Below are 20,565 nucleotides of genomic sequence, written 5' to 3'. Positions count from 1 at the left end.
TCGAGGACGCGGCTCTCCTTGCGGTGCAGACGCTCCGCCTGAGCGGCCGGGGCATCGGCAGGACGCACGTACGCCGGCCGGTCACGACGGGGGTAGCGGTCGTCGCGCTGATAACCGCGGTCGTCACGGCCACGGTCGTCGTGGCGAGGGTAGCGGTCCTCACGCTGGTAGCCACCACGGTCGTCCCTGCGCTGGTACCCGCCGCGGTCGTCCCGACGCTGGTAGCCACCACGGTCGTCGCGACGCTGGTACCCACCACGGTCGTCGCGACGCTGATAGCCACCACGGTCGTCGCGGCGCGGACCACGGTCATCACGCTGGTAGCCGCCACGGTCGTCCCGACGCTGGTATCCGCCGCGGTCGTCCCGACCCTGATACCCGCCACGGTCGTCCCGACCCTGGTACCCGCCACGGTCATCGCGACGCTGGTAGCCACCGCGGTCATCGCGACGCTGGTAGCCACCACGGTCATCACGACGCTGGTAGCCACCACGGTCGTCCCGACGCGGACCACGGTCATCACGCTGGTAGCCGCGGTCATCGCGACGCTGGTACCCGCCACGGTCCTCCCGGTGCCCATAGCCACCACGGTCATCGCGACCCTGGTACCCGCCACGGTCATCGCGACGCCCATAGCCACCCCGGTCATCGCGACCCTGGTACCCGCCACGGTCGTCCCGACGCGGACCACGGTCATCACGCTGGTAACCCCGGTCATCGCGACGCTGGTAGCCACCACGGTCGTCCCGGCGGGGTCCCCGGTCATCACGCTGGTAACCCCGGTCGTCGCGACGCTGATATCCGCCACGGTCGTCGCGTCGGGAGGTGCGGGGGCTCCGACGCTCGGTGCCACCGTCGCGACGGTCGGCACCTCCGTCGCGACGGTCGAAACCGCCCTCGCGACGTTCGCCGTACCCTCCGCGCCCGGCGGGGCGGTCGTCGCGGTCGTAGCGACGAGCGGCTCGGGCCGGAGCGCGATCGGGGCGGGTGGATGTCGTGCGCTTGGCCGCCTTCTTCGCCGCGGACCAACGCGGCTTCTTGGGCGTGCCGGAGTTCTTGGGGCTCATGTGAGTTCTCTCTTCGTGTCGGATCGAAGGCACGCTCCTGGTATCCGACGTGGTGCGGAGATGAACGAGCCTTGGTCCCGGCTGCGATGCCGGGGCGACCCCGGCGGCGTGCCGGGACGCAGACGGGTGCCTGCGCAGGGGCGTGGTGACGCCCCGCGTCGTGTCGTGAATGGTCGCCACGGACCGTGATCGGTCGGGCGGTCTGAACTGATCGGCACGTCCGCGAGCCATGCCGAAGGGCGATGATCGCAGGAGACTCGCGAACTGGTCGGGCGAGTCGAGGCGGACGTGCGACAACAAGGATAGCAGGCGCGCGTCACCGCCTTCGCCGCCGGACCCCCCACGGGGCCCCTCCTCCTCGTGGTTGCACCGGCGGCGGACGCGGTGACGGTGCCCGCGGCGGCAGGCAGCCGCCTGGGTACCCGGCCAGCGTAACGGGAGTGCCTCGGAATGCACGAGGTCGTCCGAGCGTTGAACGACGCATGACGACCACCGCTCTGACCGCCGCCAACTTCGACGAGACCATGGGCGCGACCGAGATCGTGCTGGTCGACTTCTGGGCCTCGTGGTGCGGCCCGTGCCGCAATTTCGCCCCGATCTTCGAGGCCGCGAGCGAGAAGCACCCCGACATCACGTTCGCGAAGGTCGACACCGACGCCGAACAGGAGCTGGCCGCCGCGGCCGACATCACCTCGATCCCCACGATCATGGCGATCCGCCAGGGCATCCCCGTCTTCGCCCAACCCGGTGCCCTTCCCGCCGAGGCACTGGAGGACATCATCGGTCAGGTCCGCGCCCTCGACATGGACGACGTCCGCCGCCAGATGGAGGCCGCCATGCAGCAGCAGGCCCAGGCGCCGCAGGCCGGATCCGCCGACCCCACGTCGATCCCCGGCGCCTGACGCGCGACCCCCGACACCCGTTGGGACGCGTCGCCGAGCCCCCACTCCGACACGTTCTCAACCATCGACGGCCCCCGCCGCTCACCGCGGACGGGGGCCGTCCCCTCGCCGGCACCCTTGCCACGACGACCCCCTCGGAGGCCGCCTTGACCCTTCCCCCCGTCCGCATGATCGTCCTGCGGCTCGTCGCCACCCTGGAACTCTCGCTCGTCATCGGCCAGGCCGGGTGGGCGGCGGCGATGATCGGCGGTCAGGAGCAGTTCCGCCCCCACCACGAGGTCGGCGCGGTGATCACCCTCGTCACGTGCGCGCTGGGGGCGGTGTCCTACCTCCTCCTGCGCAGATGGGCGGGCGCGGTCAACGTGGCACTGGCCGTCCTCCTCGCCGTCCTCGTGGGGGTGCAGTACGCCCTCGGTGAGTCGGGCGCCGTCGCGGCGCACGTCTTCCTCGGGGTCCTCATCGCGATGGTCGCGACGGCGCTCACCTCATGGACCTACCGCCACAGCCCGCCGGATCACGTGGCGCAGGAGGCCCTCAGCGCAACTCCCCGGTGACGACGGCCACCTCGGTCAGCACCTGCCCCGACGCGATGAGGTCGACGGCGATCTCGATCTCCGGTGCGAGGTACCGGTCACCTCCCGGTCCGGGCCAGCCCGCCGCGCGGAGGAGGTCGACGACGGCCCCCGTCGCGGGCGACGGGGTGAGCGGAGCCCTCATCGCGATCCCGCGCGCGGCGGTGAGCATCTCGATGGCGAGGACGCGGCGGAGCCCGTCGATGGCGCGGCGCAGCTTGCGGGCCGCCGACCACCCTATCGAGACGTGGTCCTCCTGCATCGCGCTACTGGGGATGGAGTCGACCGAGGCCGGTACCGCGAGCCGCTTGAGCTCGGAGACGATCGCGGCCTGGGTGTACTGCGCGATCATGTGGCCGGAGTCCACGCCCGGGTCGTCGGCGAGGAACGGCGGCAGTCCGTTGCTGCGGGCACGGTCGAGGAACCGGTCCGTCCGACGTTCGCTCATCGAAGCGACGTCGGCGAGCGGGATCGCGAGGAAGTCGAGCACGTAGGCCACGGGCGCACCGTGGAAGTTGCCGTTGCTCTCGACCCGCCCGTCGAGGGTGATGACGGGGTTGTCGACGGCGGAGCGCAGCTCACGGTCGGCGACGAGCCTGGCGTGGGCGAGGGTGTCGCGGGCGCCGCCGTGGACCTGCGGCGTGCATCGGAGCGAGTACGCGTCCTGCACGCGGGTGCAGGCGGCGGGGTCACGGTGGCTGTCACGGATCCCGCTGCCCGCGAACACGGCCCGGAGGTTGGCTGCGGAGTCCGCCTGACCCGGCTGCGGTCGCAGATCCTGCAGGTCGGCGGCGAACACGTCGTCGGTGCCGAGCAGACCCTCGACGCTCATCGCGGCGGTGACATCGGCGACCTGCAGCAGTGCCGTGAGGTCGGTGATCGCGAGCGCGAGCTGACCGAGCATCCCGTCCGTGCCGTTGATGAGGGCGAGGCCCTCCTTCTCCCGCAGGGTCACCGGTTCGATCCCGGCCGCGGCGAGCGCCTCCCCCGCCGGCATGAGGGTGCCGGTGGCGTCGCGGACCTCTCCCTCCCCGAGGCAGGCGAGTGCGCAGTGCGCGAGGGGCGCGAGGTCGCCGGAGCAGCCGAGCGAACCGTACTCGCGCACGACGGGCGTGATGCCCGCGTTGAGCAGCGCCGCGTAGGCCCGCGCGGTGGACTCCTGCACGCCGGTGCGTCCGGTCGCGAGGGTCGAGAGGCGCAGCAGCATGAGGGCGCGCACGACCTCGCGCTCGACCTCCGGGCCGGAGCCCGCGGCGTGACTGCGGATGAGCCCGAGTTGTAGCTGAGTGCGCCGTTCGAGGGGGATGTGGGTCGTCGCGAGAGCCCCGAACCCGGTGGAGATGCCGTAGTGGGGGACGGGGTCGTCGGCGAGCGCGTCGACGATCGCCCGGCTGCGGCGGATCTCGTCGAGGGCTTCGGCGCCGAGCTCGACGGGGGCGCCGCCGCGGGCGACGGCGACGACCTCGGCGATGCCGAGCGGGCCGATGCCGACGGTGACGGTGGGGATCTCGTTCATCGGAACTCCTTGTGCGGCAGGGGTGGATCAGAGGACGGGCGCGACGACCTGCCGGCCGGCACGCCAGACACCCCAGGTGAGGGGCATGCCGGGCCGGTAGGCGAGGTGGATCGCCGCGGGGGCGTCGAGGACGTGGAGGTCGGCCCGGGCGCCGGGAGCGATCGAGCCGATGGCCGGGCGCCCGTCCCGCGCCACCTCGCGGCGAAGGGCGCGCGCCCCACCCCAGGTCGCGGCGCGGACCGCCTCGACGATCGTCAGGCCCATCTGCAACACGGCCGTGCCGACGCAGAAGTTCACCGAGCTCGTGTAGCTCGTGCCCGGGTTGCAGTTGCTCGCGATCGCCACGGTGGCCCCCGCGTCGAGGAGGCGGCGTGCGGGCGCGAGGGGCGCACGGGTCGACAGATCGCAGGCCGGGAGGACCGTCGCGACCGTGTCGGAGGCGGCGAGGGCCTCGACGTCCGCCGACGAGAGGTGGTTGACGTGGTCGACGCTCGCCGCGCCCATCTCGACGGCGAGGGCGACGCCGCCGGACTCCCCGAGCTGGTTGCCGTGGACCCGCAGACCGAGCCCGGCATCTCGGCACGCCTCCAGCACGCGCCGCGACTGCTCGGGCGTGAACGCCCCCTCCTCGCAGAACACGTCGGCCCACTGCACGTACGGGCGCACCGCCGTGAGCATCGGTCCGCAGACGAGGTCGACGTACTCCTCGGCGTCGAGTTGCTCGCCGTCGTCGCCACGCGGCACGAGGTGCGCGCCGAGGTAGGTCACCTCGTCGACGGAGGCGGCGGCGATGCGCGCGGCACGGGCCTCCTCCTCGACGGTGAGGCCGTACCCGGTCTTCGTCTCGAGGTAGGTCGTCCCGCCCTTGACCGCCTCATGGACCCGGTCGCCGACGAGCGCGCCGAGGTGGTCGTCGTCGGCCGCTCGGGTCGCCCTCGTCGTCACCCCGATCCCGCCCGCGGCGTAGGACTCCCCCGCCATCCGGGCCTCGAACTCCGCCGACCGGTCGCCGGCGAACACGAGGTGGGTGTGCGAGTCGACCCAACCGGGCAGCATGGCCCGACCCTGCAGGAACGTGCGCCGATCTGCCGCCGGCGCATGCGCGGCCTCGCCGACCCAGGCGATCGTCTCGCCGTCGACGACGACCGCGGCGTCGGTGATCTTCGGCCGCTCCGGATCGTTGGTCAGCAGTTCTCCGATGCCGGTGAGGAGTTCGCTCACGCTCACCGCTCCTTCCTCCCGCCCGCGGGCGGTTCGTGCCGGGATGAGTACCCGGCTCGGTGCACTTCGACCCATCACACCCGCTCCGCCGTCCCTGCGCCGAGCCGGGGGGCCGGAATGCGTCTGAGATCCCGGACGCCTGGTCCGGCCCCCACGGGTCACCGGGCTCACCCTTGACGCCGGCCCCGGATTCCGAGAGAACGGGACCAGTACGCCCGCGACGGAGAGGACTTCCATGACCACCGAGAACACTCCGACCGCCGACGACACCCTCGACCTCCGCACGCGGCTGCGTCGGGCGCTGGCGCCCCTCGAACCGTCGGAGGTGGCGATGTTCGGCGGGACGTCGTTCATGGTCGCGGACCGGATGGTCGCCGCCGCGCGACGCGACGGCGACCTGCTGCTGCGGATCGACCCGGCCGAGCGCGCGGAGCTGCTCGCCAGGCCCGGCGCGAAGGTCGCGACGATGGGACCCCGCCGCGAGATGGGGGACGGCTGGCTCGCCGTCGACGGCGGTGGTCTCACCGACGACGCCCTCGCCACCTGGCTCGATGCGGCGCTGCGCCATCACCGGCGGGCCTGCGGTCGGGAGTGACACCGAGCGGGACTCGAGTCGACGTCGAAGGTGCGACGTCCGCGGGTCTGGTTGCGCATGGTTGCGAATCCCCGGCGCCGTCACCCCACCCTGTCAGGTCTCGGCGTCGCCCCCGGCCGGTAGCCCGGGGAACGACTCACCCGTCGGCGTGCGTCTCACGCATGGGGATGCGCACCCCGCGCTCCTGCGCCACCTCGATCGCCCGCTCGTACCCGGCGTCGACGTGACGGATGACGCCCATGCCGGGATCGTTGGTGAGAAGCCGCTCGAGCTTTTCCGCCGCGAGGTCGGTGCCGTCGGCGACGCCGACCTGACCGGCGTGGATCGAGCGGCCGATGCCGACCCCGCCGCCGTGGTGGATCGACACCCACGTCGCACCCGAGCTCGTCGCCGTGAGGGCGTTGAGCAGCGGCCAGTCGGCGATGGCGTCCGAGCCGTCCTTCATGCCCTCGGTCTCGCGGTAGGGCGAGGCCACCGAGCCGGAGTCGAGGTGATCGCGACCGATGACGATGGGTGCAGTCACCTTGCCCTCCCGGACGAGGTCGTTGAACAGCAGCCCCGCCTTGTGCCGCTCGCCGTAGCCGAGCCAGCAGATGCGGGCGGGAAGACCCTCGAACTCGACGTGCTCCTCCGCCGCGTCGAGCCAGCGGTGGAGGTGCTCGTTCTCGGGGAACAACTCCTTGAGGGCGGCATCGGTGACGCGGATGTCCTCCGGGTCTCCCGAGAGCGCGACCCACCGGAACGGGCCGAGCCCCTCACAGAACAGCGGCCGGATGTAGGCGGGCACGAAGCCGGGGAACTCGAACGCGCGCGGGTAGCCGGCCTTGCGGGCCTCGTCGCGGATCGAGTTGCCGTAGTCGAAGACCTCGGCACCCTCGTCGCCGAACTCGACCATGGCCTGCACCTGGGCGGCCATCGACTCCCGGGCCTTCTTCGTGAATCCCTCGGGGTCGGCCTTCGCCTCGGCGTCCCAATCCTCGAGCGCGACCTCGGCGGGCAGGTAGCTCAGCGGATCGTGGGCGCTCGTCTGGTCGGTGACGACATCGACGTGGACCTCCCCGGCACGGTGTCGCCGCAGCACCTCGGGGAACACCTCGGCGGCATTGCCGACGAGCCCGACCGACAGCGCGCGCCGCTCCTCCTTCGCCGTCGCGAGCCGGGTGAGGGCGTCGTCGAGGGAGTCGGTGACCTCGTCGAGGTACCGCTTGCTGTGGCGCCGTTCGAGGCGGCTGCGATCGACGTCGACGACGAGGACGACGCCGCCGTTGAGGGTGACGGCGAGCGGCTGCGCGCCGCCCATGCCCCCGCAGCCGCCGGTGAGCGTGAGGGTGCCCGCGAGGGTCGGCTCGGGAATGCGCCCCTCGGCGTGCATCTTGACCGCGACCGCGGCGAACGTCTCGAACGTGCCCTGGAGGATGCCCTGGGTGGCGATGTAGATCCACGACCCGGCCGTCATCTGGCCGTACATCATGAGGCCCTCCGCCTCGAGCTTGCGGAACTCCGGCCACGTGGCCCAGTCGCCGACGAGGTTGGAGTTCGCGATGAGCACCCGCGGCGCCCACACGTGCGTCCGGAACACGCCGACCGGCTTGCCGGACTGCACGAGGAGGGTCTCGTCGTCCTCGAGGGTGCGCAGGGTCTCGACGATCGCGTCGAACGCCTCCCACGACCGCGCCGCACGGCCGGTGCCGCCGTAGACGACGAGGTCGTCGGGCCGCTCGGCCACCTCCGGGTCGAGGTTGTTCTGGATCATCCGCAGCGGGGCCTCGGTCTGCCAGCTCTTCGCGGTGATCTCGGTGCCGCGGGGGGCGCGGACCTCACGGGCTCCGGGGAGGGCCATGGGGACTCCTTCGTCTCGAGGGTGGCGGGCGGACGCGGATCGCCTGTTCTCGTTCACCATGACACCGCCCACCGACGGCTCTTGTCAGCACCCTGCGGAGCGTTGGCATCTGAGATCCCAGACGTCGCGCGGCGGTCCGGCGACGGTCCGGCGGCGGTCCGGCGACGGTCGCGAGTCGGCGCGGCCGTCGATCGGCCGATGCGCCGTCGGGCGGCGAGGTGTCATTCCAGTCCGTCCCCCGACACGTCTGGCACGGGGCTGATCCGTCGTCAGCCCGTCCGCAGTCGGGCCGCGAGTCGCGTGGCGACCTCAGCGAGTTCGGCTGCGAGGCGCGGGTGCTCGTCGGCACCGACGCGCCGGTCCTCGAACGTCAGGGCGAGGGCGGCGACGGGCCAGTCGAGGTGGTCGTGGACGGGGACGGCGACCGAGGACAACCCCGGCGTCACGTCCCCTGACTCCACGGCCCACCCGCGCGCCCGCACCGCACGGAGCTCGGCGCGAAGGCGCGTCGGCGTCCATGGCTCGGGGGACGTGCCACCGACGTCGGCGAAGGCCTCCCGACCGGGAAAGAGCGCCCTGACCTGAGCCGCGGACAGGTCGGCGAGGATCGCGCGGCCGCTCGCGGTGAGGTGCGCGGGCAGCCGCACCCCGACGTCGGAGACAAGGGCCGGACGTCCCGCGGCGCGCATCTCGATGACGTAGAGCACGTCGCGGCCGTGGAGCACCGACATGTGGGCGCTCTCCCCCACCGCGTCGACGAGCCCGGCGAGCGCGGTGCCCGCGAGCCGCGCGAGCGGCGCCTGACGCACGTAGGCCGACGACAGCTCCGAGGCCGCCGGCCCGATGCCGTACAGCCGCTCCTCCTCGAGGTGGACGACGAATCCGGCCTCCGTCATCACCGCGAGGAGGTGGTAGACGCTGGACCGGGGTAGGTCCAGGGCGGTGGCGATCGACATCGCCGACACCGGTCCCCGCCGACTCGCGAGGTGACGAAGGATGCGCAACGTGTTCGTCGCCGCCGGCACCTTGGACATCCCACCCCCTCCCCCACCCCACACCCGAGATGGCAGATGGGATGGCAGCTCCGCTACCGCCCCAGCAGTATCCACGCTGCCGTCCCATCTGCCATCTCGGGTCGACGCCGGCGTTGGGTTCCCTAGAGTCCTCCCCATGAGCTTCGTGGAGTACGACGCCTCGTCCTGGACCGGCCGCGACGACGGTGAGGGGGCAGAGCACCGCCGCTGGCATCGGCAGGTGACGCACACGATGAGCGCCGGCCGCGCCGTGGGCGGGGTGTCCGTCGTCGGCTTCGCAAGCGACGAGGGGGTTCGGCGCAACGGCGGCCGGCAGGGGGCGGCGGAGGGTCCGCAGGCGCTGCGCTCGGCCCTCGCACCCCTCGCCCTCCACGTCGACGTGCCCCTGCGCGATGCGGGCACGGTGGTCGTCGACGGGGAGGATCTCGAATCCGGGCACGAGGCACTCGGCGAGCTGATCGCGCGGGAACTCGACGCCGACGCGCGGTTCGTCGTCGTCCTGGGGGGTGGCCACGAGACCGCCTACGGCTCCTATCTCGGACGCATCCGATCGGCCGGACTTCAGGGCGCCCACGTCGGCGTCCTGAACCTCGACGCCCACTTCGACCTGCGCGCGGCGGACCGCCCCACCTCGGGAACACCGTTCCTCCAGATGGCGGAGGCCGACGCCGCGGCGGGGCGGCGCTTCGACTACACGGTCGTCGGTATCGCCGAGCCCTCGAACACCCCCGTGCTCTTCGACACCGCAGACCGCCTCGGGGTGCGCCACGTCCTCGACACCGACGCCCAGCCGGGCCACCTCGCGGGCGTCCTGCACCTCGTCGACGAACTCGTCGCCCGAGTCGACGCCGTGCATCTGTCCATCGATCTCGACGTCCTCCCGGCGGCCGTCGCACCGGGTGTGAGCGCGCCCGCGGCCTACGGGGTGCCGGTGGAGGTCCTCGAGGCGGTGTGCCGGCGCGTCGCCGAGAGCGGCAGACTCCGTGTCCTCGACATCGTGGAACTCTGCCCACGCCTCGACATCGACGGACGGACCGCCAAGACCGCGGCCCGCCTCGTGACGACCTGCGTCCACGCCTCGCCCGCGCGCACATGAGAAGCCCGACCGGGCCCGGCACGCGGTGCGGTGGGAGAAGCGACAGTGATGACATGCCCTCAACGGGAGTGGAGGTGGCGGGAATCGAACCCGCGTCCGCCGACGCAGAACCAGGACTTCTCCGGGCGCAGTGCGCTATGGATTTTCTCGGCCCCAGGGCTCGCACGCACACGTCCCCTGACAGGCCCAGTCGAGGAAGAGTCCCACGCAGCGTCCCGACACCGCTGCGCAGCAAGATCTCTAGCTGATGCCAGACACTAGGCCGAGATCACACCTAGGCTGACAGACTTCGGGCTCGCTCAGGCGGCGAGGGCGAAGTCGGTGCGCTTGGAATCGGCACCTATTGGTTTGCCGGGAGCGTTTTCGAGATAACCCGACATCCTCGGCCCGCTTCCCCTGATCGCACGATCGACGTCGAAACCGATCACCCCCGCGGATGCGGAGGGCATGTCATCACTGTGCACTTCTCATCGCCGGGCGCTCCACCCGGCTCGGTCCGCGCGAAGGCGGAGGGACGAGCATACGGTCACAACGCCGCCAACGTCGACCTCATTCCCGCACGTCGTGACGGCGCGAGGCTCAGTCACAGGGCTCGGCGCCCATGTGCAACTCGCGGCCGGAGACGTCGTCCACGTCGATGCGGACGTAGTTGTACTTGTCCGCCGGGATCCACGGTCGCAGCGGGAGTTCCTCGGCCTTGTCGATCTCAGCCTGGTGGTCCAGGCGGGTCGCCGTCCCCGTGACGATGACGCTGCGGGCCACCTCGCCGACGATGTCGTCGATCTCGAAGGCGACGTTCTGGTTGACGGTTACGCCGAACAACTTGCCGCCGCCCGCGGTGCGGAAGTAGATGGCCCGGTCCGAGACGCAGTAGTTGATCGGCACGATCTCGGGGTGGGTCCCCACCGAGTAGGCGAGTCGGCCGAAGTCACGCGATTCGAGAAGGGTCCAGCACTCGCCGAGCTCCAGCTCGCGGACGGATCCACTCGTGTTCTCCATCGATGCTCCTCAGGTCTGGACTCGGGCGTTCGGCTCGAGTTCCACCCTAGCCCCCGGCCCCGGCACCGGGACGAGGGACGGAGGTCACCGATTCATCCGCAGCGACATCGCCCGCTCTGCCTCGCGACGGTCCTGCCGCTCGCGGAGGGCATGGCGCTTGTCGTACTCCCTCTTGCCCTTGGCGAGCGCGATCTCGACCTTGGCCCGTCCATCCTTGAAGTACAGCTGGAGCGGCACGAGCGTGTGCCCGGTCTCGCGGCTCTTGATCGCGAGCTTGTCGATCTGCTGACGGTGCAGGAGGAGCTTGCGCTTGCGCCGCGCGGCGTGGTTGGTCCACGTGCCCTGGTGGTACTCGGGGATGTGCACGCCCTCGAGCCACGCCTCGCCGCCGTCGATCGTGGCGAACCCGTCGACGAGCGACGCCCGCCCCTGCCGGAGCGACTTCACCTCGGTGCCCGTGAGCACGAGACCGGCCTCGTACGTGTCCTCGATGATGTAGTCGTGCCGCGCTTTGCGGTTGCGCGCGACGACGTTCGTGCCCTTCTCCTTGGCCATGTACGGCTCACCTCCCCCGTTCGCTGCTGACGTGACGTCTCAGGATAGGTGACGCGCCCCCGACCCGACGAGCCGATATCGGGCACGGGGCCCCCGCTCACGCTCAGACGCGCACCTGCCGTGAGAGCGACAACCAGGAGACGACGACCGCGACCACCGCGGCGACACCGACGAGCGGCCCGGCGATCATGCCGACGTCGGCCCCGCCGACCCAGGCGAAGTCGGAGTAACGGTCGGCGAAGGTGGAGATGCCGTAGTGCACGGCGGCCCACAACGAGGCGACGGCGACGCCCGCACCGACGAGCGAGGCGAGCAGGATCTCGAGGATGAACGGCGCGCGGATCGACGCCTTGGAGGCCCCGACCATGCGCTTGATCGCGACCTCCCGCCGCCGGGACCAGGCGATCTGCCGGATGGTCGTCGACGTGAGCAGCACGGCGGCGACCAGCATCACCCCCGCGACCCCGAGCGCGAGGGTCCGCAGCAGTGACAGCACGCGGATGAGTGGGTCGAGCACCTCCCGGATGTCGTTCACCTCGGCGACACCGGGCATCGGCGTGAACGTCTGCTCGATGATCGGGTACTGCGCGGGATCGGACAGCTTGACGCGGAAGGCCGCGGGGATGGCCGCCTCGGGGGTGTCGGCGAACGTCGGGTTGTCCTTGAACTGTTCCTTGAACCGCGCGTACGCCTCGGCTTGAGACTCGAAGTAGATCGAGGACACCGTCGGCTTCATCGACTCGAGCATGAGCTGCACGGCGTCACGTTGCTGCGCCGTGACGGGACCAGCGGCGCAGGAGGGCTCGTTGGACCGTTCGGGGCACAGGAAGATCGACACCTCGACCTTGTCGTACCAGTACCCCTTCGCGGCCTCGACCTGGCGATCGGCGAGCAATCCGACGCCGAGGAAGAACAACGACGTCGCGGTGACGATGACGACGGCGACGGCCATCGACAGGCTGCGGCGCAACCCCGTCCACACCTCACCGAGAAGGAAACCCGGGCGCATCATCGCGACATCTCCTCACGCTCGGTCTTCTCGGTGTTCCCGGTGTTCTCGGCGCTCCCGGTGCTCCCGGTCCTCTCGGTGCTCCCGGTCCTCTCGGTGCTCCCGGTCCTCTCGGTGCTCGTCCCCGTCCGGGACGTCCCGGCCTGCGTCGCCCGCCACGGCGACTCGGGTGCCGGTGCCCGCAGATACCCGCCTCCCGCCTCGTCCCGCACGATGTGCCCGGAGTCGAGTTGGACGACGCGGCGACGGAGTTCGTCGACGATGCCGTCGTCGTGGGTCGCCATGACGACGGTCGTCCCGCCTGCGTTGATGCGTTCGAGCAGGCGGACGATCTCGAGACTCGTCTCGGGGTCGAGGTTGCCGGTCGGCTCGTCGGCGAGCAGGAGCGGCGGCCGCCGCACGAGCGCGCGGGCGATGGCGACGCGTTGCTGCTCACCACCGGAGAGCTGGTGGGGCAGACGACGGGCCAGGTCGGCGAGGCCGACGGTCTCGAGGGCCTCGGGGACCGCGGTGTTCACGACGGCGGGCTTCTCTCCGAGGACGTGCAGCACGTACGCGACGTTGGCCTCGACGGTCTTGTCCGGCAGCAGTCGGAAGTCCTGGAACACCGTGCCCACCTCACGACGCAGCCGCGGGATGTGCCGCCGCTTGATCGTGCCGAGGTCGTGGCCCGCGACCTCGATGGTCCCGGAGGTCACCCTCTCCTCGCGCAGCGCGAGGCGCACGATGGTCGACTTGCCCGACCCCGAGGGCCCGACGAGGAACACGAACTCCCCCTTGTCGACCGTGAGGTCGATTCCGTCGAGTGCGGGCCGCACCGAACGCGGATAGGTCTTGACGACATGGTCGAACCGGATCATCGGCAGGCGGTTCCTCGGGTCGGTGCGATGGGCAGGTGGACCGGCGCAGTCGCCCTCTCCCCCGGGCGGATCCGTCGGCCGTGCGACCAGCCTACGGCCGGATCTCGGGAGCGGCCTGGACGATCGCGCCCCTCGTGGGGCGCGAGGACGCAACGCAGCCGTGCACCATGCGGAATCCGGGGACGCCCTTGACCTGCGCCTGACCGGAGCGACCTCGCGGGGGCGAACTCCGCGCGTGCGGGCCCGTACCCGACGCGCGAGGCGACTCCGGTGACCAAGGTCCCCGGATGGTCGGAGGGCCTGTCCTGCGACGGTGGCCTCTGCGACCATGGACGCATGACCTCAGAGCGTGAGATTGGTGTCACAGAGCTGGCCCTCCGGGACGCGCACCAGAGCCTCATGGCCACCCGCATGGCCATGGAGGACATGGTCGACGCGTGCGCGGACATCGACAAGGCGGGGTACTGGAGCGTCGAGTGCTGGGGAGGTGCGACGTTCGATGCCTGTATCCGGTTCCTCAACGAGGACCCCTGGGAGCGGCTGCGCACGTTCCGCAAGCTCATGCCCAACAGTCGGCTGCAGATGCTCCTCCGCGGGCAGAACCTCCTCGGCTACCGCCACTACGGCGACGACGTCGTCGACCACTTCGTCGAGAAGGCCGCCGAGAACGGCATGGACGTGTTCCGCGTCTTCGACGCCCTCAACGACCCCCGCAACCTCGAGCACGCCATGGCGGCCGTGAAGAAGTCGGGCAAGCACGCCCAGGGCACGGTCTGCTACACGACCTCCCCGCTCCACACCGTCGAGGGCTACGTCAAGCTCGCCAAGCAGCTGCAGGACATGGGCGCCGACTCCATCGCCCTCAAGGACATGGCGGCGCTGCTCAAGCCCCAGCCCGCCTACGACATCGTCAAGGCCATCAAGGACGAGACCGGCATGCAGGTCAACGTCCACTGCCACTCGACCACGGGCGTCACCCTCGTCTCGCTGATGAAGGCCATCGAGGCCGGCGCCGACGTCGTCGACACCGCCATCAGCTCGATGTCGCTCGGCCCGGGCCACAACCCCACCGAGTCGCTGCAGGAGATGCTCGAGGGCACGGGCTTCGTCGCCGACCTCGACAAGGAACTCCTCGGCAACATCAAGCGCCACTTCGCCGCGATCCGCCCCCGTTACGCCAAGTTCATGTCCTCCTTCAACGTCGAGACCGACATCTTCGACAGCCAGATCCCCGGCGGCATGATCTCCAACATGGAGTCGCAGCTCAGCCAGCAGGGTGCGGGCGACAAGCTCCAGGAGGTCCTCGAGGAGGTGCCGCGCGTCCGCAAGGACGCCGGGTACCCGCCGCTGGTCACGCCCTCCAGCCAGATCGTCGGGACGCAGGCCGTGTTCAACGTCCTCATGGGCCGCTACAAGGTGCTCACCGCCGAGTTCGCCGACCTCATGCTCGGCTACTACGGCCTCACCATCGGCGAGATGAACCCCGAGGTCATCGCCAAGGCCAAGGAGCAGACCGGCAAGGAGCCGATCACCGATCGCCCGGCCGACCGCATCGCCCCCGAGTGGGACAACCTGCAGGCCGAGGCCGAGAAGGTCGAGGGCTTCAACGGCAGTGAGGAGGACGTCCTCACCTACGCGATGTTCCCCAAGGTGGCCCCCGGCTTCTTCGGCACCCGCCCCGAGGGCCCCAAGAACGTGGGTCAGGACCCGGCCGAGATCGAGGCCGAGAAGGCCGCCAAGTCCGGTGACACCGGCACCGGCCCGGTGCGCGGCCCGATCAAGTATGAGATCACCCTCAACGGCCACAAGCACTCCGTCGCAGTCAAGCCTGCCTGAGTGTGACAAGGAGACACGTACCGATGACTCAGATCGACAAGACCAAGACCATGCAGGAGCGGATCGAGGAACTCCGCGCGCGCCGTGCCGAGGTGGAGGCCGGGGGCGGCGAGGCCCGCCACGAGAAGCAGCACGCCCAGGGCAAGCTCACCGCCCGCGAGCGCGTGGACGAGCTCTGCGACTCCGGCTCCTTCGAAGAGATCGGCCTGTTCGCGGAGCACCGCACGACCCTGTTCGGCATGGACAAGGCCGTCATGCCCGCCGACGGCGTCGTCACCGGCACCGGCACGGTGTTCGGTCGCCCCGTGCACATCGCCAGCCAGGACTTCTCCGTGGCCGGTGGTTCCGCCGGTGAGATGCACTCCGTCAAGGTCGCCAACGCGCTGCACTCGGCGCTGCAGACCGGAACCCCGTTCGTCTTCATCAACGACTCCGGCGGCGCCCGGGTGCAGGAGGGCATCGACAGCCTCTCCGGCTACGGCAAGGTGTTCTACCAGAACGTCGCGCTCTCCGGCGTCGTGCCGCAGGTCTCGATCATCGCCGGCCCGTGCGCCGGCGGCGCGGTCTACTCCCCCGCCCTCACCGACTTCATCATCCAGACCAAGGCGTCCCGCATGTTCATCACGGGACCCGACGTCATCAAGCAGGTCACGGGTGAAGAGGTCACGGCCGAGGATCTCGGTGGCCCCGCCGCCCACATGGGGCGCTCCGGTGTGACGCACTTCGTCGCCGACGACGACGAGCAGGCCATCCTCATCGCCAAGAAGCTGCTCAGCTTCCTGCCGAGCAACAACGTCGAGGACCCCCCGTACATCGAGGGCCACGATGACGTCGAGGACAACCCGGCGCTCAACGACATCATCCCGGACGACGGCAAGAAGGGGTACGACGTCCGCGAGATCATCGCGCAGATCGTCGACCAGGGCGACTTCCTCGAGGTCCAGGCCGGCTACGCGATGAACATCGTCGTCGGGTTCGGCCGCATCACCGGTCGCACGGTCGGCTTCATCGCCAACCAGAGCAACCACATGTCGGGCGTCCTCGACATCGACGCCTCCGACAAGGGTGCCAAGTTCATCCGGTTCTGCAACGCGTTCAACATCCCGGTCGTCAACCTCGTCGACGTGCCCGGGTTCCTGCCCGGCACGGCGCAGGAGTACGGCGGCATCATCCGCCACGGAGCCAAGATGCTGTACGCATACAGTTCGGCCACGGTCCCGAAGATCACCGTCGTCCTGCGCAAGGCCTACGGCGGCTCCTACCTCGCCATGTGCAACAAGGACCTCGGCGCCGACCGCGTGTTCGCGTGGCCGACCGCGGAGATCGCCGTCATGGGCGCCGAGGGCGCCGCCGGTGTCGTGTTCCGTCGTGAGATCGCGAACGCCGAGGATCCCGAGGCCAAGCGCGCGGAACTCGTGCAGCACTACCGCGACGCGTTCTCGACCCCGTACGTGGCCGCGGCCCGTGGTCAGGTCGACGCCATCATCGAGCCTGCGGAGACGCGGCGGTACATCGCCCGCGCCCTCGAGATGCTCGCGGGCAAGCGCGAGCTGCGCCCGGCCAAGAAGCACGGCCTCATCCCGCTGTGATCGACCCGACGTCCAGGAGGAACGCATGAGCGACGACAAGGCGACCATCGAGTCGCTGACCGAGCTCGTCTCCCAGCTGTCGGCCCGCATCGACGCGCTGGAGAACGAGCTGCACCGGTACAACCCCTACGACGAGGCGCCCGAGGAGGTCGTGCTCGCCATCTCCGCGGCGTGCGCCGCGTTCCTGGGCAAGCGCGCCGTCGTCAAGAAGGTCCGCGTCCGCCGCGGCCAGACGTGGGCGGCTCAGGCACGGTCCGACATCCACCACTCGCACGCCGCGTTCGGTACGCGGTGACGCGCCCGAGATCACGAGGTCTGAACAGATGAAGCTCAAGGTTACGGTCGACGGCACGGAATACGACGTGGACGTCGAGGTCGAAGAAGAGAAGACCCCCTCCCTCGGGGCGGTGCTCGTGGGCAGCATGAGCGCCCACGGGGTCGCCCCCACGACGCTGAAGTCGCCCGCGAGCGCCTCCAACGCGCTCACCGCGAACCTCGCCGGCACCGTCGTCAAGGTGCTCGTCGAGGCGGGTCAGCAGGTCACCTCCGGTGAGACCCTCCTCGTCCTCGAGGCGATGAAGATGGAGACCGAGGTCACGGCCCCCAAGGACGGCACCATCGGCGCGGTCGACGTGGCCGTCGGCGACGCGGTCCAGGGTGGCCAGGTCCTCATCGAGTGGGCCGAGGAGTAGGACTGCCGGCGCTGCCGCAGGCACGCACCGGAACGGCCGGACACGCTCAGGCGTGTCCGGCCGTTTCGCGTGTCTCGGCCTGCCGGGCGCGCGCGGACCGCGGCGCGTAATAGAACAGGCCGACGCCGAGCGCTGCGACGAACACCACGGCCATCGTCACGAGCACGGGCACCGGCCCGAAGGTGTAGATGAACGGGATCGCGGCCGCCGTGATGAGACCACCGCCGAAGAACGGCTCGAAGACGAGCTGCTTGTACCCGAACGCCTCGTACGCCGGGGACTCGTTCTCCGGGTCGGCGATCCGCATGAGGATGAGACCGGTCGCGGTGACGCCCATCGACTGCCCGAAGTCACCGATCCCCCGCTCGAACCAGTACCTGCCGATGATCCGAGGGGCGAGGGCGAGCAGCACGAAGACGTTGAAGACGATGCCGGCGACGACGAGGACGAGGAACGGCTGCCAGTTCTCGGCGATGGCGGTGAGCGACAGCGTCGCGAGCGCGCTGACGATGAGGACGTCGAGGGCAAGGCCCTGGATGCGCAGCATCATCTGCTGATCGACGAGGCCGCCGCGACCGGTCTTGTCCAGGATGAGCTGCACGACCACGCCGCCGAGCATCGCGAGCGGGAACAGCGGCACATGGGCGAACAGCTCGAAGTCGGTCCACGCGGTGAGGGTGTGCTGCTCGATCCATTGCAGCGCCGCCAGCAGTCCCACGCCGATGAGGATCGCCACGGCGATGAAGGCGAAGTGCAACGACAGCGGCTCGATCGAGGAGGGCCGCGAGGTCATCGTCGCGGCGGGGTAGTTCTCGTCGTGCCGAAACAGCCCGCGCTGCTCCTCGAGGGACTGTTCCACGGTGCCCTGCAGGCACTCGGTGCGCCCGGTGCGCACCGCCCAGTTGATGAGCCCGACACCGAGGATGACGCCACCGACGACGCCGACGGTCGCGATCGCGAGCGCGAGGTCGGCGCCTTCGGGGAACCCGAGGCTCTCCATCGAGGAGCGCATCCCGGCGGCGGTGCCGTGCCCACCCTCGAAACCCATCTCGATGAGGGCGCCGACCATCGGGTTGGCGCCGAAGAAGGGCACGAGCAGTGCCACGGCGAGCAGAAGTCCGACGACGTACTGCCCGGAGCCGAAGATGACACCCATCGACAGCTGGGGCCCGACGAGTCGCCCGACGCGCTTGGGGCTGGGCAGCTTCTCGCCGAGGAAGAGCGTGGCGAAGACGACGCTGATGAGCAGCCCGGGCAGCGCCCGCCACACGTCGAGGATCTCGGGGGTGAACAGCCCCGCCTCGGCGAAGCCGCCGATGCCCAGCGACTCGGCCAGCCGGCCCAGCACCTGCGGCCCGGCCAGCAGCCCCAGGAACCCGGCGATGATCGAACTGGGCAGGAACAGCTTCTGCACCCACCCCGTGGTGATCCTGATGGCCTTGCCGATGAGCAGGATGAAACCCAGCAGCAGAAGCGCGAACCCGATGACGTCGGCGGACATGTCGACCTTCTCTCGTCGTGCGTCGCGGTGGGCGCGGACCACGTCGTGGTCGCCCCACGGTAGGGGGGCCGGGAGGAGCGGTGGGGCCTGGCGGGGACGTGGAGTCCGTGACCCCGACCGACGTGTCCCGTGCTCAGGCCGAGGCGGTCTCGGCGGCCAACTCCTTCTTGGCCTTGGGGGCGAAGTACAACAGGCCGGTGCCGATCGAGACGACGAGCACCACCGACATGGCGATGAGCAGCGGCATCACGCCGAAGTTGTAGATGAGCGGGATGGCGGCGGCGGTGATGAGGCCACCGCCGAAGAACGGCTCGAAGGCCAGCTGCTTGTACCCGAACGCCTCGTACGCCGGGGATTCGTTCTCCGGGTCGGCGATCCGCATGAGGATGAGACCGGTCGCGGTGACGCCCATCGACTGCCCGAAGTCACCGATCCCCCGCTCGAACCAGTACCTGCCGATGACCCGCGGCGCCAGCAGCAACAGGGCGAGGACACTCCAGGCCAGCCCGGCCACCGACAGGATGAGGAAGGGCTGCCAGTTGTCGGCGATGGCCGCCAGCGAGAGGGTCGCGAGGGCGCTCACGATGAGGATGTCGAGTGCCAGCCCCTGGATCCGCAACATCATCTGGTGGTCGATGATGCCGCCTCGCCCGGTCTTGTCCAGCACGATCTGGACGAGGACGCCGAGCATGGCGAGTGGGAAGAGCGGCACGAACTCGAAGATCTCGATGGTCTCGGCCCAGAACCGCTGCTCCAGCCCCCGGGCCCCCTCCAGCAGCAGGATCCCGATGACGACGGCCAGGGAGATGAAGGCGAAGTGGAGCGCCAGGGGTTCGATTGAGGACGGGCGCGAGGTCATCGTCGCGGCGGGGTAGTTCTCGTCGTCCCTGAACAGCCCGCGCTGTTCCTCCAACGACTGGTCGAGGTCGCCGTGCAGGCACTCGGTGCGTCCGGTCCGCACCGCCCAGTTGATGAGGCCGACACCGATGATGATGCCGCCGACGACGCCGACCGTGGCGATGGCGAGGGCGAGATCGGATCCCTCGGGGAAGCCGAGATCCTCCATGACGCCCCGCATGCCGGCCGCGGTGCCGTGCCCGCCCTCGAAACCGAGCTCGATGAGGGCGCCGACCATGGGGCTGGCACCGAAGAAGGGGACGAGGACGGCGGCGGCGAGGGCGAGGCCCAGCACGTACTGCCCGGAGGCGAAGGTCACGCCCATCGACATCTGCGGTCCGACCAGGCGGAACACGCGCTTGGGGTGGGGGATCTCCGAGCCGAGGAACAAGGTGGCGAAGATGACGCTGATGAGCAGGCCGGGCAGCGCGCTCCACACGTCGAGGATCTCCGGGGTGTAGATCCCGGCCTCGGCGAAGCGGTCGGTGCCCATCCTCTCGCCCAGGGCGCCGAGCACCTCGGGACCGAGCAGGAGCGCCACGGCGCCGCCGATGATCGAACTGGGCAGGAAGAGCTTCTGGACCAGGGGCGTGCTGACCCTGATGCCCTTCGCCACCAGCAGGATGAGCCCCAACAGCACCAGAGCCAGCCCGATCGTGTCCGCCGACATCGAGGCCCTCCTCGCCACGCTTGGGGTCCGGATGCCCCAAGGTAGACGGCGGAACCCGTCTCGCGGTGGGTTGCCCGCGCGGATCGCCCCGATGTCACCGGAACGAGACCATCG

At 70.3% G+C, this 20,565-nt stretch carries 19 protein-coding genes and 1 other RNA gene; 9 read left to right on the top strand and 11 right to left on the bottom strand.

Annotation, left to right across the window (positions count from 1 at the left end; translation table 11 throughout):
* The first annotated feature begins 23 nt into the window (after nucleotides 1–23).
* From RT054_RS06255 to RT054_RS06245, 3 genes are all read left to right on the top strand, one after another.
* On the top strand, nucleotides 24–1,256 hold the full coding sequence (locus RT054_RS06255; RefSeq protein ID WP_313022622.1) for a hypothetical protein: 1,233 nt from the start codon (nucleotides 24–26) through the stop codon (nucleotides 1,254–1,256).
* A gap of 293 nt (nucleotides 1,257–1,549) precedes the next feature.
* Nucleotides 1,550–1,969 carry a thioredoxin gene (gene trxA / locus RT054_RS06250; protein WP_313022621.1) on the top strand — a complete coding sequence of 140 codons (420 nt, stop codon included), beginning with the start codon at nucleotides 1,550–1,552 and terminating at the stop codon, nucleotides 1,967–1,969.
* A gap of 146 nt (nucleotides 1,970–2,115) precedes the next feature.
* On the top strand, nucleotides 2,116–2,523 hold the full coding sequence (locus RT054_RS06245) for a hypothetical protein (protein WP_313022619.1): 408 nt from the start codon (nucleotides 2,116–2,118) through the stop codon (nucleotides 2,521–2,523).
* Here the strand turns inward: RT054_RS06245 and hutH are convergent.
* Nucleotides 2,504–4,057, bottom strand: coding sequence for a histidine ammonia-lyase (hutH, locus tag RT054_RS06240; RefSeq protein ID WP_313022617.1), 1,554 nt, complete (start codon nucleotides 4,055–4,057; stop codon nucleotides 2,504–2,506). The genes RT054_RS06245 and hutH overlap by 20 nt on opposite strands.
* A 27-nt stretch (nucleotides 4,058–4,084) precedes the next feature.
* Nucleotides 4,085–5,278, bottom strand: coding sequence for an imidazolonepropionase (gene hutI, locus RT054_RS06235; RefSeq protein WP_313022615.1), 1,194 nt, complete (start codon nucleotides 5,276–5,278; stop codon nucleotides 4,085–4,087).
* 235 nt (nucleotides 5,279–5,513) lie between these two features.
* Between hutI and RT054_RS06230 the strand changes: the two genes are divergently transcribed.
* Nucleotides 5,514–5,873: a TfoX/Sxy family protein gene (locus RT054_RS06230; RefSeq protein ID WP_313022613.1), complete on the top strand. Its 360-nt coding sequence runs from the start codon at nucleotides 5,514–5,516 to the stop codon at nucleotides 5,871–5,873.
* A gap of 136 nt (nucleotides 5,874–6,009) precedes the next feature.
* On the opposite strand, the gene hutU is transcribed toward RT054_RS06230, so the two are convergent.
* Nucleotides 6,010–7,713 carry a urocanate hydratase gene (hutU, locus tag RT054_RS06225; RefSeq protein WP_313022612.1) on the bottom strand — a complete coding sequence of 568 codons (1,704 nt, stop codon included), beginning with the start codon at nucleotides 7,711–7,713 and terminating at the stop codon, nucleotides 6,010–6,012.
* Between the two features lie 269 nt (nucleotides 7,714–7,982).
* Nucleotides 7,983–8,747, bottom strand: a complete 765-nt coding sequence (locus tag RT054_RS06220) for an IclR family transcriptional regulator (protein ID WP_313022611.1) — start codon at nucleotides 8,745–8,747, stop codon at nucleotides 7,983–7,985.
* Nucleotides 8,748–8,883: 136 nt separating this feature from the next.
* On the opposite strand from RT054_RS06220, the gene hutG reads away from it, so the two are divergent.
* Nucleotides 8,884–9,843 carry a formimidoylglutamase gene (gene hutG / locus RT054_RS06215; RefSeq protein WP_313022610.1) on the top strand — a complete coding sequence of 320 codons (960 nt, stop codon included), beginning with the start codon at nucleotides 8,884–8,886 and terminating at the stop codon, nucleotides 9,841–9,843.
* Between the two features lie 66 nt (nucleotides 9,844–9,909).
* Here hutG and ssrA read toward each other — a convergent pair.
* From ssrA to ftsE, 5 genes are all read right to left on the bottom strand, one after another.
* Nucleotides 9,910–10,275, bottom strand: a transfer-messenger RNA (tmRNA) gene (gene ssrA / locus RT054_RS06210).
* 147 nt (nucleotides 10,276–10,422) lie between these two features.
* On the bottom strand, nucleotides 10,423–10,842 hold the full coding sequence (locus RT054_RS06205; protein WP_312722117.1) for a pyridoxamine 5'-phosphate oxidase family protein: 420 nt from the start codon (nucleotides 10,840–10,842) through the stop codon (nucleotides 10,423–10,425).
* An 84-nt stretch (nucleotides 10,843–10,926) separates the two neighbouring features.
* Nucleotides 10,927–11,397, bottom strand: a complete 471-nt coding sequence (gene smpB, locus RT054_RS06200) for an SsrA-binding protein SmpB (protein ID WP_312722119.1) — start codon at nucleotides 11,395–11,397, stop codon at nucleotides 10,927–10,929.
* A gap of 103 nt (nucleotides 11,398–11,500) precedes the next feature.
* A complete protein-coding gene (gene ftsX / locus RT054_RS06195) occupies nucleotides 11,501–12,409 on the bottom strand; it encodes a permease-like cell division protein FtsX (RefSeq protein ID WP_313022608.1) in 909 nt (302 codons plus the stop codon).
* Nucleotides 12,406–13,266 carry a cell division ATP-binding protein FtsE gene (gene ftsE / locus RT054_RS06190; protein ID WP_313022607.1) on the bottom strand — a complete coding sequence of 287 codons (861 nt, stop codon included), beginning with the start codon at nucleotides 13,264–13,266 and terminating at the stop codon, nucleotides 12,406–12,408. The genes ftsX and ftsE overlap by 4 nt, the downstream gene beginning before the upstream one ends.
* Before the next feature lie 336 nt (nucleotides 13,267–13,602).
* On the opposite strand from ftsE, the gene RT054_RS06185 reads away from it, so the two are divergent.
* The 4 genes from RT054_RS06185 to RT054_RS06170 are packed head-to-tail and all read left to right on the top strand — an operon-like array spanning nucleotide 13,603 to nucleotide 17,383.
* Nucleotides 13,603–15,102 (top strand): methylmalonyl-CoA carboxytransferase subunit 5S, encoded by a 1,500-nt coding sequence (locus RT054_RS06185; protein WP_313022605.1) that lies wholly within the window; start codon nucleotides 13,603–13,605, stop codon nucleotides 15,100–15,102.
* Nucleotides 15,103–15,125: 23 nt separating this feature from the next.
* Nucleotides 15,126–16,691, top strand: coding sequence for a carboxyl transferase domain-containing protein (locus tag RT054_RS06180; protein WP_313022604.1), 1,566 nt, complete (start codon nucleotides 15,126–15,128; stop codon nucleotides 16,689–16,691).
* 25 nt (nucleotides 16,692–16,716) lie between these two features.
* Nucleotides 16,717–16,986 carry a hypothetical protein gene (locus RT054_RS06175; RefSeq protein WP_312722748.1) on the top strand — a complete coding sequence of 90 codons (270 nt, stop codon included), beginning with the start codon at nucleotides 16,717–16,719 and terminating at the stop codon, nucleotides 16,984–16,986.
* A gap of 28 nt (nucleotides 16,987–17,014) precedes the next feature.
* Nucleotides 17,015–17,383: a biotin/lipoyl-containing protein gene (locus tag RT054_RS06170; protein ID WP_312722747.1), complete on the top strand. Its 369-nt coding sequence runs from the start codon at nucleotides 17,015–17,017 to the stop codon at nucleotides 17,381–17,383.
* Nucleotides 17,384–17,429: 46 nt separating this feature from the next.
* Here the strand turns inward: RT054_RS06170 and RT054_RS06165 are convergent, their stop codons facing one another.
* Nucleotides 17,430–18,884 (bottom strand): sodium/glutamate symporter, encoded by a 1,455-nt coding sequence (locus RT054_RS06165; RefSeq protein WP_313022603.1) that lies wholly within the window; start codon nucleotides 18,882–18,884, stop codon nucleotides 17,430–17,432.
* Between the two features lie 133 nt (nucleotides 18,885–19,017).
* Nucleotides 19,018–20,451: a sodium/glutamate symporter gene (locus RT054_RS06160; protein WP_313022601.1), complete on the bottom strand. Its 1,434-nt coding sequence runs from the start codon at nucleotides 20,449–20,451 to the stop codon at nucleotides 19,018–19,020.
* Between the last annotated feature and the right edge of the window lie 114 nt (nucleotides 20,452–20,565).

The sequence above is a fragment of the Mobilicoccus sp. genome (assembly GCF_032060985.1).
Classification (GTDB): domain Bacteria; phylum Actinomycetota; class Actinomycetes; order Actinomycetales; family Dermatophilaceae; genus Mobilicoccus.
The sequence above is the reverse complement of the archived record's forward strand: the minus strand, read 5'-3'. Positions and strand labels throughout refer to the sequence as shown.